Annotated in this window: 16 protein-coding genes; 8 read left to right on the top strand and 8 right to left on the bottom strand. The window is 63.9% G+C overall.

Annotation, left to right across the window (positions count from 1 at the left end):
- Positions 1-114: 114 nt before the first annotated feature.
- The gene (locus TSA1_RS31145) at positions 115-684 is read right to left on the bottom strand and encodes a 4'-phosphopantetheinyl transferase family protein (protein WP_245448454.1); all 570 of its coding nucleotides are present in this window, start codon (positions 682-684) and stop codon (positions 115-117) included.
- A 27-nt stretch (positions 685-711) separates the two neighbouring features.
- Between TSA1_RS31145 and TSA1_RS40790 the strand changes: the two genes are divergently transcribed.
- A complete protein-coding gene (locus tag TSA1_RS40790; RefSeq protein ID WP_245448453.1) occupies positions 712-1,155 on the top strand; it encodes a hypothetical protein in 444 nt (147 codons plus the stop codon).
- A gap of 176 nt (positions 1,156-1,331) precedes the next feature.
- On the opposite strand, the gene TSA1_RS31135 is transcribed toward TSA1_RS40790, so the two are convergent.
- Positions 1,332-1,517, bottom strand: a complete 186-nt coding sequence (locus TSA1_RS31135; protein WP_145984406.1) for a hypothetical protein — start codon at positions 1,515-1,517, stop codon at positions 1,332-1,334.
- A 202-nt stretch (positions 1,518-1,719) separates the two neighbouring features.
- Here TSA1_RS31135 and TSA1_RS31130 point away from each other — a divergent pair, with 202 nt between their 5' ends.
- A complete protein-coding gene (locus tag TSA1_RS31130; RefSeq protein WP_100179663.1) occupies positions 1,720-2,670 on the top strand; it encodes a DUF6492 family protein in 951 nt (316 codons plus the stop codon).
- 10 nt (positions 2,671-2,680) lie between these two features.
- Here TSA1_RS31130 and TSA1_RS31125 read toward each other — a convergent pair whose 3' ends face one another.
- On the bottom strand, positions 2,681-3,748 hold the full coding sequence (locus TSA1_RS31125) for an endo-1,4-beta-xylanase (protein ID WP_100179662.1): 1,068 nt from the start codon (positions 3,746-3,748) through the stop codon (positions 2,681-2,683).
- Positions 3,749-4,057: 309 nt separating this feature from the next.
- Between TSA1_RS31125 and TSA1_RS31120 the strand changes: the two genes are divergently transcribed.
- The 3 genes from TSA1_RS31120 to TSA1_RS31115 all read left to right on the top strand — a co-directional run bounded on the left by TSA1_RS31120 (position 4,058) and on the right by TSA1_RS31115 (position 6,477).
- Positions 4,058-5,494, top strand: a complete 1,437-nt coding sequence (locus tag TSA1_RS31120) for a lipopolysaccharide biosynthesis protein (RefSeq protein WP_100179661.1) — start codon at positions 4,058-4,060, stop codon at positions 5,492-5,494.
- A gap of 318 nt (positions 5,495-5,812) precedes the next feature.
- Positions 5,813-6,079 carry a hypothetical protein gene (locus TSA1_RS39105; protein ID WP_145984405.1) on the top strand — a complete coding sequence of 89 codons (267 nt, stop codon included), beginning with the start codon at positions 5,813-5,815 and terminating at the stop codon, positions 6,077-6,079.
- A 47-nt stretch (positions 6,080-6,126) separates the two neighbouring features.
- Positions 6,127-6,477 (top strand): hypothetical protein, encoded by a 351-nt coding sequence (locus TSA1_RS31115; protein ID WP_100179660.1) that lies wholly within the window; start codon positions 6,127-6,129, stop codon positions 6,475-6,477.
- A 79-nt stretch (positions 6,478-6,556) separates the two neighbouring features.
- On the opposite strand, the gene TSA1_RS31110 is transcribed toward TSA1_RS31115, so the two are convergent.
- The 3 genes from TSA1_RS31110 to TSA1_RS31100 form a co-directional block, all read right to left on the bottom strand.
- Entirely contained in the window at positions 6,557-6,784 is a 228-nt protein-coding gene (locus tag TSA1_RS31110; RefSeq protein ID WP_100179659.1) for a hypothetical protein, read from the bottom strand.
- A gap of 55 nt (positions 6,785-6,839) precedes the next feature.
- Positions 6,840-7,517 carry a Crp/Fnr family transcriptional regulator gene (locus TSA1_RS31105; protein WP_100179658.1) on the bottom strand — a complete coding sequence of 226 codons (678 nt, stop codon included), beginning with the start codon at positions 7,515-7,517 and terminating at the stop codon, positions 6,840-6,842.
- 155 nt (positions 7,518-7,672) lie between these two features.
- On the bottom strand, positions 7,673-7,948 hold the full coding sequence (locus TSA1_RS31100; protein ID WP_100181438.1) for a hypothetical protein: 276 nt from the start codon (positions 7,946-7,948) through the stop codon (positions 7,673-7,675).
- Between the two features lie 884 nt (positions 7,949-8,832).
- On the opposite strand from TSA1_RS31100, the gene TSA1_RS31090 reads away from it, so the two are divergent.
- From TSA1_RS31090 to TSA1_RS31085, 3 genes are all read left to right on the top strand, one after another.
- A complete protein-coding gene (locus TSA1_RS31090; protein WP_100179657.1) occupies positions 8,833-9,852 on the top strand; it encodes a fatty acid desaturase in 1,020 nt (339 codons plus the stop codon).
- Positions 9,849-10,094, top strand: coding sequence for a hypothetical protein (locus TSA1_RS40420; protein WP_210421911.1), 246 nt, complete (start codon positions 9,849-9,851; stop codon positions 10,092-10,094). The genes TSA1_RS31090 and TSA1_RS40420 overlap by 4 nt, the downstream gene beginning before the upstream one ends.
- A gap of 288 nt (positions 10,095-10,382) precedes the next feature.
- Positions 10,383-11,942 carry a L,D-transpeptidase gene (locus TSA1_RS31085; RefSeq protein ID WP_100181436.1) on the top strand — a complete coding sequence of 520 codons (1,560 nt, stop codon included), beginning with the start codon at positions 10,383-10,385 and terminating at the stop codon, positions 11,940-11,942.
- Positions 11,943-11,975: 33 nt separating this feature from the next.
- On the opposite strand, the gene TSA1_RS31080 is transcribed toward TSA1_RS31085, so the two are convergent.
- Positions 11,976-12,788 (bottom strand): class I SAM-dependent methyltransferase, encoded by an 813-nt coding sequence (locus TSA1_RS31080; protein WP_100179656.1) that lies wholly within the window; start codon positions 12,786-12,788, stop codon positions 11,976-11,978.
- Positions 12,789-12,841: 53 nt separating this feature from the next.
- Positions 12,842-15,151 carry a caspase family protein gene (locus tag TSA1_RS41210; protein WP_100179655.1) on the bottom strand — a complete coding sequence of 770 codons (2,310 nt, stop codon included), beginning with the start codon at positions 15,149-15,151 and terminating at the stop codon, positions 12,842-12,844.
- Between the last annotated feature and the right edge of the window lie 9 nt (positions 15,152-15,160).

The following is a 15,160-nucleotide window of genomic DNA, read 5'->3' as shown; positions in this document are numbered from 1 at the left end:
AAAAAAATGGGGGGGGGGGGGGGTACTGGTCTCACGCTGATCGCCCGCGTGGAGAGAGGCCCCTCACCCCGACCCTCTCCCCGTAAGAACGGGGAGAGGGAGAAGCGCGGCGCACTATTCAGCCGCTTGCTGGAGCGGCCAGGCATTCCGGCTGATGGGAAGGCCACCGTTGGCGCGGGAGCCGTCGGCGATCGCGAGACGATGCGATGGCGATGGCGAGCACAGCGAGAAGCGCCAGCCATCGGGATCGTCGGCGATATCGGGCTTGAAGCTGATCTCGATGGCCTCGCGCGACACCTGCATCGCGAAGGCGTCGAGCGGCAGATTGAGGCCAAAGCCCCTGGCCTTCAGATAGGCCTCCTTGAGCGTCCAATAGTCGAAAAAGCGCTCGATCGCGGCGGGCTCCGGCAGTCCCCGCAGCGTCTCGACCTCCTCCGGCGCAAAGAAGCGGAGCGCGGTGGACAGCGGCGCCACCCGCCGCGAGACGGTCTCGACGTCGATGCCGACGGTCTCATGCCTCGACACGACGCAGGCGACGCAGCCGTCGGCGTGAGACAGGCTGAAATGCAGCGCAGTCGAGGTCGCCGGCGCTGCGACAAACGGCCGTCCGTAGCGGCCGGCGCCAAAGGACCAGTCCGACGGTGCGACGTTGGAGGCGACCTTCGACAGGGCCAGGCGCAGCATGGCGTGCGCGAAAATATACTGCCGTCGATGCCGCTCGAACATGAAGCGATCGGCCCGGACCCGTTCGTCGACCGAGAGCAGCCGTCGGCACGTCTCGACCGCGCCCGGCGTATCAATGGACTTGATCAGTCCGACAAAGAGTTCAATTCTGTCGTCCGCCATCAATTGGGCCTTTTGCGTCAGGTCGAGGGTAAATCCCCGGTCCCGACGGAAGAAACAACTGAGCAAGAATCAACCACGCAGACCGTTTCTAGCGGTCCACCCGGGCGAATTCTTGTCGATTTGCAGGCCGGTTTACAGGCGCAAGCTTGTGCGAGACCCCAACTCGACACGCAAGCAGCCCATCCCCGAAAAGTGAAGCGTGACGATCCGTACGGTGTCCTGGCCGACGAATCCTACTGCGTCTTCTTGGCTTTCTTCGATGTGCCCAGCACCGAAAGGCTGGCATCGACGTCCTTCAGCGCGGACTGAGCTCTTCTTCTCGGTACCCGGCGGCCTTTAGAGGGCCTTGCGGTAGAGGGCCTTGCGGTCCTTGCCGGTCAATGAAGTACCCTCGGTAAATCTGACGACGCCCATAACATTCCCCCGTTGAAAATAATCGTCCAGATCAAAACGCAGGAACAATCTTGCGCGGTGGCGTCAAATAATCAAGCTGCAACTTGGTCATTCACAGCTTTGGCGAGTGAACCCGTAGTCATCCGGGATGCGAGCAGCCCGGCCAGGATATTGAACGGCTGCGTTAGACGCGCATGCGCGTCGAGCACGCTCTGGCGCCGCTGTGTCGACGCCCGCGCGAACGACAGCGCCGGCGTGATTCCGGTGCGGACGATCACGGCATTCGCGAACGGGCCGGCGATTCGCCTGGTGCCTGGCTCGGCGCGAGTGGTCCCGGCGCCGCTGCACTGTCGCGGCATCGAACGGGCGCGCCGCGGGATGGCTAACGCTTCGTTTCATTTTACCTTGATTCCGTTTGTGAGTTTCCCCCACCTCCCGGCGCGGCTATGAGTGCGGCCTGATGGCCATTCGAGCGCGCCCATGCATTCCGTTGCACTGCTGACTGCCAGCTACGCCAAGGATATCGAACGCTTTTCGCTGCTCAGCGAGAGCATCGACACCTGGCTCTCGGGATACACGCGGCATTATGTTCTCGTTAACGATGAGGACGTGCCGCTGTTCGCGCGCTTCGCATCCGACAAGCGGGTCATCGTTCCAGCCTCGCGCTACTTGCCGAAATGGCTGTTTGCGCTGCCGCCGGCGCTTCAGTTCATCAGCAAGCGGCGGGTCTGGTTGTCGCTGCTGTCGTCACCCGTCCACGGCTGGCACATCCAGCAGATCCTGAAGATCGCCGGCGTCCTCAATGCGCCGGAGCAGCGCGTCTGCATCCTGGATTCGGACAATCTGTTCTTCCGCGAATTCGACGTCGGCCAATATGCCGGCGCCGAGAAGACGCCGCTGTTCGTCACGCCGGGGGACATCGGTGCCGATCACCCCTTGCATGGGCTGTGGCTGCGTACCGTCGATCAGCTTCTCGGCATCGAGAATCGATCCTTCCCGGCCGACGATTATGTCGGCAATGCGCTGGTCTGGGACAGGGACACCGCGCGTGCGATGACCGCGCAAATCAAGTCGGCGACGGGTTTGAACTGGGTCCTGGCGCTGTGCCGGAAGAAGAAGTTCTCGGAATATCTGATGTACGGCCATTTCGTCGCGAACTCACCCGTGCATCTGGCGACCCACCGGGTCACGGAAGACAGCATCGCGGTCTCGCATTGGGACGACACGCCGCTCGACCGTCCGGCCATCGAAGCGCTGATGGGTGCCGCGAGGCCCGAGCAGGTCGCGCTCTGCATCCAGTCCTATTCGTCGACCTCGGTCGACGACATCCGCGACGTGTTCCGGCTCAGCTCGCGCGATCGCCGCGCTCCGAGCCTTGCACCGGACCATATCGACGACGCGGCCGAATTCGAGGCAAAGGCGCGCAGCTGAGCTCGCGCCTTCACGCGTCTTTCGTAAACTTGCTGATCACGTCCAGGAACGGTTTCGGCTTGAACTCGCCGTCGAGCGGCAGCGGGCGGTTCGGCTGCTTGTCGGCGCGGGCGAAGGTGCCGTTGATCCAGCTGTAGCGATCCGAGAGGCCCCAGGTCAGGATCGAGCGCACCGGGCCGCTGGTCGAGATCGCGGTCAGGAGATCGTCGACGCGCTTGGCGACGATGGCGTCGCGCTGCGCCGGAGTTCCGCTCAGCTTCTGGTCGTCGACGTCGAGCTCGGTCACGTACACCTCGAGTCCCCACGAGCGCAGCTCGGTGACGAATTCGGCGAGGCCATGCGTGTCGATCTCGAGCTCGGCATGCAGATGCGATTGCAAGCCGACGGCGTGCAGCGGGACGCCCTGGTCGAGCAGGTCCATGATCAGGTTTCGATAGGCCGCGCGCTTGGCAATGAACGAGTCCTTGGCGGACTCGATGTCATATTCGTTGATCGCGAGCTTGACGAAGGGATCGGCCGCGGCCGCCGTGCGGAAGGCCAGCGGAATCCAGCTCTGGCCCAGATGCTGCGTCCAGAACGTGTCGCGCCGGTCCTTCGGGCTGCGGGGATTGTCCGGGATCGGCTCGTTGACGACGTCCCAGGAGGTCAGCTTGTCCTTGTAGTAGGAGACGACGGTGCCGATGTGGTCGACATAAGCGCGCTCGACGCCGCGGGTGTCCTTGATCTGCTTGGTCCAGTCGGGAATGTCGTGATACCAGGCGAGCGCGTGGCCGCGCATCGTCAGGTCGTTGTCACGCGCGAAATCCAGGATCGCGTCGGCGCGCTCGAAATTGAACGTGTGCGCATTCGGCCGCAGCATCGGCCATTTCAGCTCGAGCACCGGCACCACCTGGGTGCAATAGGTGCTGATGGCTTCGCCGAGCCGCGGGTCGGCCTGCAGGTCCCAGAGCGTGGCGGCTGCGCCGAAACCCGGACGGCGCTGGGCGATCTTCGAGGCCGGTGCTGCCGACGCAGAAGCGCCCACCGCGAGGGCCGCGGCGCCGCCAAGAAGGAATTCGCGTCTATCGAGCCTGGTCACGGCAGTCCTTTTCGAGCCAACGCATCATCGTACCAAGCGTCGCCTCGCGCCGCCGGGGTTTCGTGGTCTTGGGTTAACCTCCGCCGTCTGCAAGTCATGGTTTCATTCCGTGACCGCGCCTTGCCGTTCGCGGAAGGGCAAATTTAACGCTAACGCGCGAAAGCGGCTGCCAAGCGCCATTCGCCGCCCGATCTGCAGACTTATGTGACACTCTTGCGCGATGCTGCGGCGCAGTTCGTCCGCCCCGCCCAAGGTCCCATTGATTAACGGCCGTCATACTCGCAAGACCGCTGCTGGTCCCGTGCTCGCATGCTGAACCGCCATTTCTCGATCTATCTGATCGCCTACATCCTGCCCGCGGCGGTGGGCTTCTTTGCCGTCACGGCCTATACGCGGCTGCTGACGCCGGCGGAGTACGGCATCTACGTCGTCGGCATCAGCCTTGCCGGCATCCTGGGCGCGATCTTCTTCGCCTGGATCAAGCTGTCGGTGTCGCGCTATCAGGCGATGTCGGCCGAGGTCGATTTTCGCGGCACGGCAATGGTTGCCTTCGGCCTGACCGTCGCGGTGCTCTGCGCCACCACGCCGCTGGTCTTCCTGTTCCGCAGCGACGTCAGTGTCGAGCTGCTGCTCGCCAGCATGTTCGTCGCGATCATGGCCAATGCCGTCGATGTCGGCCAGGAGTTCGAGCGCGCCAAATTGCGTCCCTACCGGTTTGCCGCGATCTCGATCGTGCGCAGCGTGTCCAGCGTCGGATTTGGCCTCGTCGGCATCTGGCTCGGCTGGGGTGGATTGGGGCTGCTCGCGGCGTTCGGCCTGGGGTCGCTCACCGGGATCATCCTGAATCTGGTCGGCGACCGCAGCAGGATCGCACGCTTCCAGCGCAGCCAGTTCATGCAGCTGGCGCGCTACGGCCTGCCGCTGACGCTGGCCGGGCTCTCCGTTGCGGTCTATTCCGCCTGCGACCGGCTCATCGTCGCGTACCTGCTCGGCAAGGACGCTGCCGGCATCTTTGGCGTCGCCGCCGACCTGCCGCGCCAGTTCATGGTCATGATCGCATCCAGCGTCGCCGCGGCCACCGTGCCGCTGGTGTTCCGGTCCTTGTCCGAGAATAACAGGGAGACGACGCGGGAGCGGCTGACCGAGAGCCTCGAACTACTGCTCGTCGTCGTTACGCCCGTGGCGGTCTGGCTCGCGCTTGCGGCGGATCAGGTCGCCGGCACGCTCGTCGGCGTCGACTTCCGCGCCGGCGTGTCGGCACTGCTGCCGACCCTGGTGCTCGCCCGGTTCTTCGGCATCGCCAATCAGTTCTACGTGCAGATCAGCTTCCAGTTGGCCGAGCGTCCCTTCATGCTGGCGGCGCAATCCTTCGCCACGCTGGTCGTCAGCGTGGTCCTGATGGTCGCGCTGGTCGCCGGCTACGGCATCTTTGGGGCGGCGCTGGCAACGCTGGCGACCGAGGCGATCGGTTTCGTCGTCGCCGTCGTCCTGATGCGCCGCGCTCATCCCGTGCCGTTCGACGTCAACCGGCTTGCCGGGGTTGCCGTTTCGGCCGCGGGGATGGCGGCCGCCATTCTGGTTGCGCGTTCGCAGGTCGGCGGCACCGGCTTCGTCGCCCTCATCATCGTCAGTCTCGCCGGCGGCCTTGCCTATGTCGCGACCGCCTGGCTCCTCAACGTCGCCAATGTCCGGACGCTGTCGCTGCGTTTCCTGCGGGGCTTCAACCGCAAGGCGCTGGGCGTCTAGCCGCCGTGTGAAAGCGCTCAGCCGGTACCGCCTTCCGGACGGGTGGGTATTTGCTCGGGCGAGCAATATTGACCAGCAACTTCGGCCGCGGCGGCCCATCGTGGCTGCATCACCGCCCGTTGTCGGCATCTGTCGGTGACTGGGAGTGCAGTAACGCTTCCGCCTGATCTCGAGGGTGCATCGCATGCATTCGCAACATGTCCGCTCATCTGGTCTGTCACTCGCACCAGACCAACGGCCGCGCTGTCCCACGTGCGGAGGGCGCATGAATCTGGCGAGGATTCCCGACCCATGCGCGTTTGAGATCGGAACGTTCGCATGCGCCTGCCGTCATCTCGTCCACACTGCCACGATCGGAATCGATCCGATGAAATCTCCCGCGGCGTTCTGGCTCGCCAGTCACGATCTGAGGCCTCCGACCTGAGCGGGTGCGCCTCGATGGAGGGTCTGGAAGAATTCATCCGCCGCGAAAACCTGAAGATCTTCAGGAGGCAAATCGATCTGGTCAAAGACGACGGCCGACGGCAATGGCTCCTGAAGCGTCTCGCCGAGGAAGAGGCGAAAGTCGAGGTTGCGATCCGATAGGCGATCGGCGGCGCGCCACCAAAGGGGCCGTCGATGGAAGGTGAGTCGTGAGCGGATACATATTCAACAACAGGGGGATTCGCGCCGGCGTGCTGAGGGGCACGTCGATCTTCGACCTCGCGGGCAAGAAGGTCTACGATCTCAGGGGTAACAATATCTATCGTCTCTCGGGCGAGTTGGTCGGCCATACGCTCGACGCGTCAGGTTCTGACAAGCGTCTTGATCGCGACAGCGAAGAACTGCTCTCTGTCCAGGGGGCGCCGGAACCCGACGAACCCGAGAGTCATCCCGTGCCGCAAAGGCAAACATCTGACAGCTTCAGGGAAGCCATACGTCTGCGCCGCATCATCTCCGACAGCCCGTCCGCTCGTCCCGAGAATCGTCCCAAGAGAGGCTGATCGCGCATTCCCTGAGCTTCACGAATACTTTGCGCGGGCTCGCAACGACGCGCGATGCGAGCCTTGTCGCCTCCAAAATCTATTGCAGCGGCGACCGCGTCCGGCTCGCTGCGTCGTAGATCAGGATTTGCAACATCGGAAACCTGCCGAGCAGTTCGGCGCCGGCTTCTCGGGCAGCCGTTTCGCTGCCGTAATGGGTCTTGAAGTGGCCATCGACCACGAGCGAGAAGCCATCGGCTGGTGCTATGTCAGCCCTTTGAATGGCTCTCGGCTCGATCTCGTCGAGTTGGTTGGTCGGCTTTTTCATGGGGAGCTTTCACGTCGTTGCAGGAGACGGCCGGAGGCATCTCTGCCCAACCGTCTCAGTCGTCCCTCACGATCTCAGGCTTGTCATACAAGACCGCGGTCAGGAGGGAACTGTGAACCTCGATCTTGCCGTTGTAGGTGATGAAGCCGAGCTTGCGAAACTTGTTCATGAAGAAGCTGACGCGGGACCGGGTCGTCCCGATCATCTCGGCGAGCGTCTCCTGGCTGACCTGCGCCGTAATGGGTTGGGGCGCGCCGTCCTTGCCGAAGTTTGCCAGCAGCAGGAGAAGCCGCGCCAGCCGCTTTTCGCTCGAATTGAACAATTGGTCGATCAGGTCTTCTTCGATGCGACTGTTTCGGCTGAGCAGATACTCCATGAACAACTCGGAGAACTTCGGTTCGCTCTTGAGTGTCGCAAGCATCGCAGGTTTCGCGATGGATGTGACCACACATTGTTCCATCGCCACCGTTGTCGAAATCCGCAAGGGATGGCCGTTCAGGCAGCCTTCTCCGAAGAACTGTCCGGGCTCCATGATCCCGACCACGGCTTCCTTGCCCTGCTCTGAGACGACGGTGACCTTGATCCTTCCCTTCTGGATGTAGAAAACGGCATCAGCGGCATCGCCCTGCGAAAACACGACTTGGTTCTTGTCGAATTTCAATATGGCCTTGCCGTCGCCGACCTTGGCGAGGAAGAGTTTGGGATCGAACGCACTTTTCGCCGCTTTTGGCATGACGTGGTGGAGACCCGATGGAGGCACCCTCAGCTTAACAGGGCTGGTGCCGGGCGCATCAGGTAAATCCTGCTTCCGCCCTCGGGCCCGCGGGTGATCCGGACCAGGCCGTTGTGGCGGGGGGATCGGGCGTCGTGCCATACGGTTATCTGCGCTCAATGCCGCACGACCGTCTGATGCCGGTCCTTCATGAGCGCGGCATCCAGTTCCGTTGGGCTGATCGAGAAGGACTGGATCAGCAGTTGCGAGGCAGACATCGCAGGCGTCTGAAACAGGGTGGCCACGCGCCGATAGGCGATCCTCGACAGCCCGTCGATCTGCTCATCGTCAGTGACGACGACATATTCGCCGGCAGGCTGAATGCCCTCCAGTCCCTGAAGAATGAAGGGATTGGTGAATGAAACGGTGGTCCGCGTTGTCCTGATGGTCAAGCTGATATCTCCTGGACGGACCTTCAGAGGCGTCAGCCGCGCCATTTGTCGATCAGGCCTGTCGCTCCGGCCGGAAGCGGCCGATAGACGGCGAGAGTCTATCGACTGGCTGAGTCTGTTGCAGAGCAGAATTGCTCAGCTTTGAAGGATTGGTCCGCACTTGATCGTGAGGCGCCCACGGGAACGAACCCCGCCGGGGTAACTTGGTGAAGGCGACCGGATATGGTGCCCACTCATCATAGCCGATGAATGGCGGCCTCGGTTCGTAACCCCCGGGCTGGGGCCGCTTCCTCGGGCGTTATCCTTCGTTGTTATTTGGCCGATCCCTTCGGATCGTCCACTGTTATCTCGTGGACGTTCCCGCAATTGGAGCATTCGAAGATCCGCAGATTGGGACCGTCGCAACTTGCCCCGACGTGGACCAGCAGCATGCGGCTCTGACAGGCCGGGCAGAGTGGCCGGGGTATCGGAATCAGCGTCGGTTCTGGACGAGCATAAATCTCGGACATATGAAGGTCCTGCCCATATGGCGGATCATGCTGGAGCCGAAGCCGCCGCAAAGACAGCCGATTCGCCGGCTGCGTCGCGGTGAGCATGCCGCGCTCGCCTGTCAGCCTCTGTTCAATATTGCTCACATTGCCGGAAAATCGCCGGCCGGTCCTCGATAGCGTTCGACCCAGCCCTTCCCAACTCAGTCGCGGTGTGTCATGGGGGCAGGCAAACTCGGCGGCAACGCCGGCTCCGGCGTGAGCAAATGCTCAGCAGGACATCCTCGCACGGATCAACATGAGCCTGTGCGGGGCACGACCTGATAACTGCCGCCGGACGTGTCCGTGGACGACAGCAGTAGTTCTTCGGCGGGCATGTTCGGGAGCAGACCAGAGATGACTCAAGGAACGCCGGAGAACCGCGCAACAGCGCAGTTGCTCGCCCGCTATCGCAAGCCAGACAGTGCGCGCGGTGTTCTCGAACTGGTGATCACGGCGGTGCCGCTCTGCGTCATCTGGACTCTGATCTGGGTCGCTCTCGACCACGGCTATTGGCTTGCTCTGCTGCTCGAGGTGCCTGCCGCAGGCTTGCTGGTTCGGCTCTTCATGATCCAGCACGATTGCGGGCACGGCTCGTTCTTCCGCGGCCGAGTCGCGAACGATTGGGTCGGCCGAGCCATCGGCGTGATGACACTGACGCCATACGATTACTGGCGGCATAATCATGCCCGCCATCATGCGAACTCCGGCAATCTCGATCACAGAGGCCTGGGCGACATCGATACGTTGACCGTGCGCGAGTTTCGCGGGCAGTCGCGATGGCGTCGGACACTATATCGCTTGTATCGGCATCCCATCGTGATGTTTGGCGTAGGGCCCACATATCTGTTCATCTTGAAGCATCGATTGCCGATCGGAATCATGCGGAGCGGCTGGAAGCCCTGGCTGAGCACAATGGGCACCAACGTCGCGATCGGCGTTCTGGTCGCCGCGATGATCCGGCTGGTCGGCTATGGGCCGTTTCTGCTGGTGCACCTGCCGATCGTCGTTCTGGCGGCGTCGATCGGTGTCTGGCTGTTCTACGTCCAGCACCAGTTCGAGCACACCTACTGGTCCCACGATGAGACCTGGAATTTTCACGACGCCGCGCTGTACGGCAGCTCTCACTACCAATTGCCGGCTGTCTTGCGATGGTTCACGGCCAATATCGGCGTCCACCACATCCATCATTTGTGCAGTCGAATTCCCTGCTATCGCTTGCCCGACGTGTTGCGGGATCATCCGCAACTCGCCGGCCGCGGCCGGATCACGCTGCTGCAGAGCTTGCGGACCGTGCGTCTGACCTTGTGGGATGAGGAACGGCTGCGGCTCGTGTCCTTTGGTGAGGCAGCCTCGGCTTCAACCGCTCGCCCGTGACCATCCAGTTGGCCCCACCGGCCAATATTCAGCAGAGACGCGCTGGGCGCTTAGAGCGTTTTCGAGCGAAGTGGACACCGGTTCGCGTGAAGAAAACGCGTCAAAACAAGAATCTAGAGCTTGGTTCTGATTCAATCAGAACCGAAAATGCTCTAGCCGGCTTTTTCAGCCAAAGCTTGTCGGTCGGCGCCAAGACGCTGGCGCGGTGTAAAGCCGTCAAGCGGGAGGTGAACGATCTGTGACCGGATTGTGGTCTCTGGGCCGCTCGGCTCGGACATGGGGACGGATATTCGGGATTTTGTCGTCGCCACGGCGGACATTCTGCCGCAGCGATGGACCACCAGCTTCAGGCCAGTCTCGGCCCCAAGCCGCCCTTTCGCCCGCGCGGGCCGTCGTATATGAGAGATTTGCCGCTGGAAGAGGCCGTATGGCGTTGGATACGGAACGGATGGCGGCTGCGATTTCTTAATCCAAAAATTGCAATCTGACCGATGATCGACGCAAGCACGGACTGGCAACCGGGGTATGGCATGAAAGACCGACTGACGACGGCGCAATTCACCGGTGCGATGCGGCGTTGGGGCCCTCCCGGACTTGTGACGTTGGCGGCGATGGTCGCCTTTGCCGCGCTCACCCCGGCCGGTGCGGCCAAGCAGGCGCGCCAGCCGGCGGAGGCGGTGGCCCCGCGCCAGGCCGGCCAGCCGATCATGGCGATCGTCTCGATCAAGAGCCAGCAGGTCACTTTCTACGATTCCGAGGGCTGGATCCTGCGCGCGCCGGTGTCCACCGGCACCACGGGACGCGAGACGCCGGCGGGCGTCTTCGCCATCGTCGAGAAGGACAAGGACCACCGCTCGACCATGTATGACGATGCCTGGATGCCGAACATGCAGCGCATCACCTGGAACGGCATCGCGCTGCATGGCGGACCGCTGCCGGGCTACGCCGCCTCGCATGGCTGCGTGCGCATGCCGTTCGGCTTCGCCGAGAACCTGTTCGACAAGACCTATATCGGGATGCGTGTGATCATCTCGCCCCACGACTCGGTCCCGACCGAGATATCTCATCCCTCGCTGTTCGTACCGAAGCCGGAAGCCATCGCGGCGGCCCCGAGCCGGGCGGACAAGCTCTCCGCCGAGGCCGAGGAGGCGACGAGGGCTGCCGACGAGGCCAAGAAGGCTGCTTCCGTCGCCGCGAAAGAAGCTTCCTCGCTTCCTGCTTTGCTGCGCAAGCTGGAGCAGCAGAAGGCCCGCGCTGACGCCGAGCTCGCCTTCGCGGACAAGACGCTCGCCAACGCCAAGACGGATCAGGCCCGCGCCAAGGCCGAGGAGCTGAAGCAGAAGACAACGACCAAGGCCGCCGACGCGGCGACGCAGCTCGACGCCGCCAAGGCCGCAGCCCAGCCGAAGCGCGATGCCGTCGCCGCGACGAAGGATGCCGCCAAGGCCGCTGCGGCCAGGAAGGCCGATGCCGTCAAGGCCGCAACCGACGCAAAGCTCGCGGGCGAGCCGGTCTCGGTCTATATCAGCCGCTCGACGCAGAAGCTCTATGTGCGGCGAAACACGCACAAGCCGGCCCCCGATGGCGGCGGCGAGGTGTTCGACACCAGCATCGAGGTCCCCGTCACCATCCGCAATCCCGAGCAGCCGCTCGGCACCCATATCTTCACGGCGATGGCGAAGACCGACACGGGCCTGCGCTGGAGCGTGGTCACGATCGAAAACGGCGACGAGGCCCGCAATGCCCTCGACCGCATCACCATCCCGCAGGACGTGTGGGATCGCATCGGGCCGACCGCATTGCCGCGCTCCTCGATCATCATCTCGGACGAGCCGCTGAGCGCCGAGACCAATTACCGCACCGAGTTCGTCGCGGTGCTGAGCGACCAGCCGCAAGGCGGATTCATCACCCGCAAGCCGACCGCGCCTGCCATGATCGCCAGCGATGACGGCTGGGACAATGGCGGCAACGGCTTCGGCTTCTTCTTCCAGCAGCGCGATCCCTACGTACAGCCGGCCAATCCGCGCCGGCAGCGTGGCCAGTACCAGTATTATCAATCGACGCAGCCGATGCAGCGGAACTGGTGGTAACTGCTCGCCCGCTGCGGCGGGCCGAGGTCGTCGCTACGCCCGCGCTTCGATCACGATCGCCTGGATCTTGCCGTCGACCGCTCCGGATCCATGCCGGGTTCGGAGCGTCTCGGCAACGAGGTCGGTCGCAGCCTGAAGCTTGCTGGCATCCCTTGCCTCGATCTCGCTGCGCAGCGGCGTGCCCTGGCAGAGCGCGAGTGCGACGTATTCGGCCGACGGTGCGCGGCTGATTTCGGACAGCGTCTCGATCGAGATGTCGCGGAAGCCTGCGCGTTCGAGATCGGTTCGGATGACGGCTTTGTCGTAATAGCCGTGCGGCGTGCGGACCATGAAACGCGGCGGATCGTCGGGAAACATCCTGCCGAGTGCGATTGTCGCCTCGTGGGTGACCACATTGTCCTCGATGCGGTCCCAGACGTTGAACACGAACGTGCCATCGCCCTTCAGGACGCGCTTGACCTCTCCGTAAGCCTTGACGCGGTCCGGAAAGAACATCGCGCCGAACTGGCAGCAGACCACGTCGAACTCGGCGTCGCCGAAGGGCAGGGCCATGGCGTCCGCCTGCCGCCAGGTGATGCGATCGTCATTTGCCTGGCGCCGCGCGGCGACGGCGAGCATGGGCTCGTTGAGGTCGGTCGCGACATAACGGACGCCGCGCGGCAAGGCTTCCGCCACCGCGCGCGTCACAGCGCCCGTGCCCGCGGCGATCTCGAGCAGCACGGCGGGAGAGCGGGCCGCGACGCGTTTCGCGATATCCTCCGCATAGACGGAGAAGATCATCGGCACGAGATACTCGTCGTAGATTTTCGGAATCGAGCCGGCGAAAACCTTGTCAGTGTTGGACATGTTTGCCTCGCTGAAGGTTCGGACACGGGACCTATGTTAGCACGGCTCGCCGCCTACCGCGCCAGCAGCGACGTGAATCCCGCCGGTTCCTGCATCGCCTTGCGCGCTTCCAGCGACATCGGCTCAAAGCGGCTGCCGCTGGAGATGCTGAGCCGGCTTTCGATGCCGTTCGAGCCGGTGTAGCAGCCCTCCGGCGTGTAGCTGACATAGCCGTCATCGCCGAAGCCGATCGCAGTGAGAAGCACGCGCCGCTCGGCGATGTCCCACACCTTGATGGTCTTGTCCTCGCTCGCCGAGATCAGCCGCGTGCCGCCCGGGAAGAACGCGACCGCCTCGACGTCCTCCTGATGGCCCGCGAAACTTGCCAGCAGCCGGCCGCTGTCGGCGTCCCACAAATTCACCGATTTGTCGCGCCCGCCGCCGCCGGTCACGATGCGCTTGCTGTCCGTCGACCAGTTCGCCGACACCACATAATCCCGATGGCCGGCGAGGAGCCGCGATCCGCCGCTCCTGACGTCCCACACTTTTGCCGAGCCGAGCTCCGCATCCGAGCCGGCGGTGACCACGCGCAAGCCGTCGGGCGAATAGGCCACGCGCAGGGCCTTGCGGCCATAGGCGTCCTTTGCGTCGACGGCACCGCTGGTGCGATAGAACCTGATCTTGCCGTCATAGCCGGCCGAGACGAACTCACCCGAGCCGGAGGGCGCGTAGCTCAAGGAGCGAACCGCAGCGCGCGCGGGATCGCCGCTCTGGTGATCGAGCTTGCTCTTGGCGAGCTCGCGGGTCACGAGGTTCCAGATCCGCACGACGCCGTCCTCGCCGGCCGAGGCCAGGTATTTGAGCGACGGCTCCGGCGCGAAGGCGACGGCGAACTGCTTTGCGCCGGCATCGAAGCTCAAGCTGCGGCCGTCGCTTCCGAGGTCCCATACCCTCACCTTGCCGTCCCACCCGGCGGAGGCAAGCTGTCTGCCGTCGGTCCAGTAGTCGAGTGCGTAGACCGCCCCGGTGTGTCCCCGCAGCACCCGCGTCAGTCGAAACGAGGCGGCGTCCCAGAGCCGGATCACGCCGTCGTCGCCCGCGGTGGCGACCTCCCTTCCGTTGGGCGACACGGCGATCGTGCGCACGCTCGCGCCCTCGACATTCGGCTTGATCGAGACCGGAATGAACGGGCCGCCGACGGCATCGTTGCCGCGCCTCGCGGTTCGCGTGGTGCAAGTCGATGCCGGCGCGGCGGCGACGCTCTTCGTCTCGCCTGCCGGGGCACCCGAGAGTGCGAGCGGGACGACGGTGGCTGGAGCAGCCGCCATTTTGGGGGGAGCCATGGGCTTTGCGGCCTCCGGCTGCGACGGCACGACGGGTGAGGTCTGCACCTTCTTCGGCTCGTTCTCCACCGTGACCGGAGGTGTGCGCGCCGTCGCCGCGGCGAGCCGGTTGCGCTGAACCTTGGCCAGATCGGTATAGAACCCGCTCGGATGCGCCGCGATGTAGAGATCCCAGGCCTCCACGGTCCCGACGCGTTCGGCAAATTCATAGTCGCGCGATGCGCTCGCATCTCCGGAGCCCACCGGCGCGGCCGGCGGGGAGGCAATCGCAGCCGCAGGCGCCAATACGACGTCGTCGCCGCCGAGCGAGCCGTAGATGAACGGCTCCTGCCTGTTGGTCGTGGCCTGCAGCACCTCGTCGCGGACGTAGCCGAACGCCTTGCGCAGATCGAGGCCGGGTGTTGCGAGGTGATGCGCCAGCGCGGTGGCGAACGGGCTGTTCTTGCCGTCGCCGTCGAGCGCCGTGAGCCCGGCCTTGGCCGCGAACGCCACCAGCGTGTTCGGGCTCGACGGTTCGACCTTGGCCAGGCCCCGCGCGACCGCCCGCGATGCCATCGTGCGCTTCATGTTCTTGGCGAACGGATTGTCGCGGCAGGCATCGAGAATGACGAGGCGCAGCCGCTTCGCCGGCTCGATGGCGACCAGCACGCGGTCGAGCCCGATGGTCTCGTCATAGACATCGGTGTCGTTCTCGAGCTGGGCATCGACGGGAACGAGATAATTGTTGCCGTCGATCTCGATGCCGTGGCCGGCATAGTAGATCACGGCGATGTCGGCGCCACGCGCCTTCGCGCCGAAATCGCGCAAGGTTCGGCGCATGTCCTGCGCGGACAGATCGTTGCGTGCTTCGACGACGGTGAAGCCGGCCTTCTTGAAGGTCTCGACCAAGAGGCCGGCGTCGTTGGTGGCATTGGCGAGCTTGGGCGCGCGCTGATAGGCCGAATTGCCCATGACCAGCGCCATGCGCTGGTCGGCAAATGCTGCGGCGGGCTCCAAGACAAGCGCCAATGTGCCGAAAATAAAGAGATAAAGAAACTTCATCACGGCCCC

The organism is Bradyrhizobium nitroreducens (assembly GCF_002776695.1).
In the GTDB taxonomy this organism is placed as follows: Bacteria; Pseudomonadota; Alphaproteobacteria; order Rhizobiales; family Xanthobacteraceae; genus Bradyrhizobium; species Bradyrhizobium nitroreducens.
The sequence above is the reverse complement of the archived record's forward strand: the minus strand, read 5'-3'. Positions and strand labels throughout refer to the sequence as shown.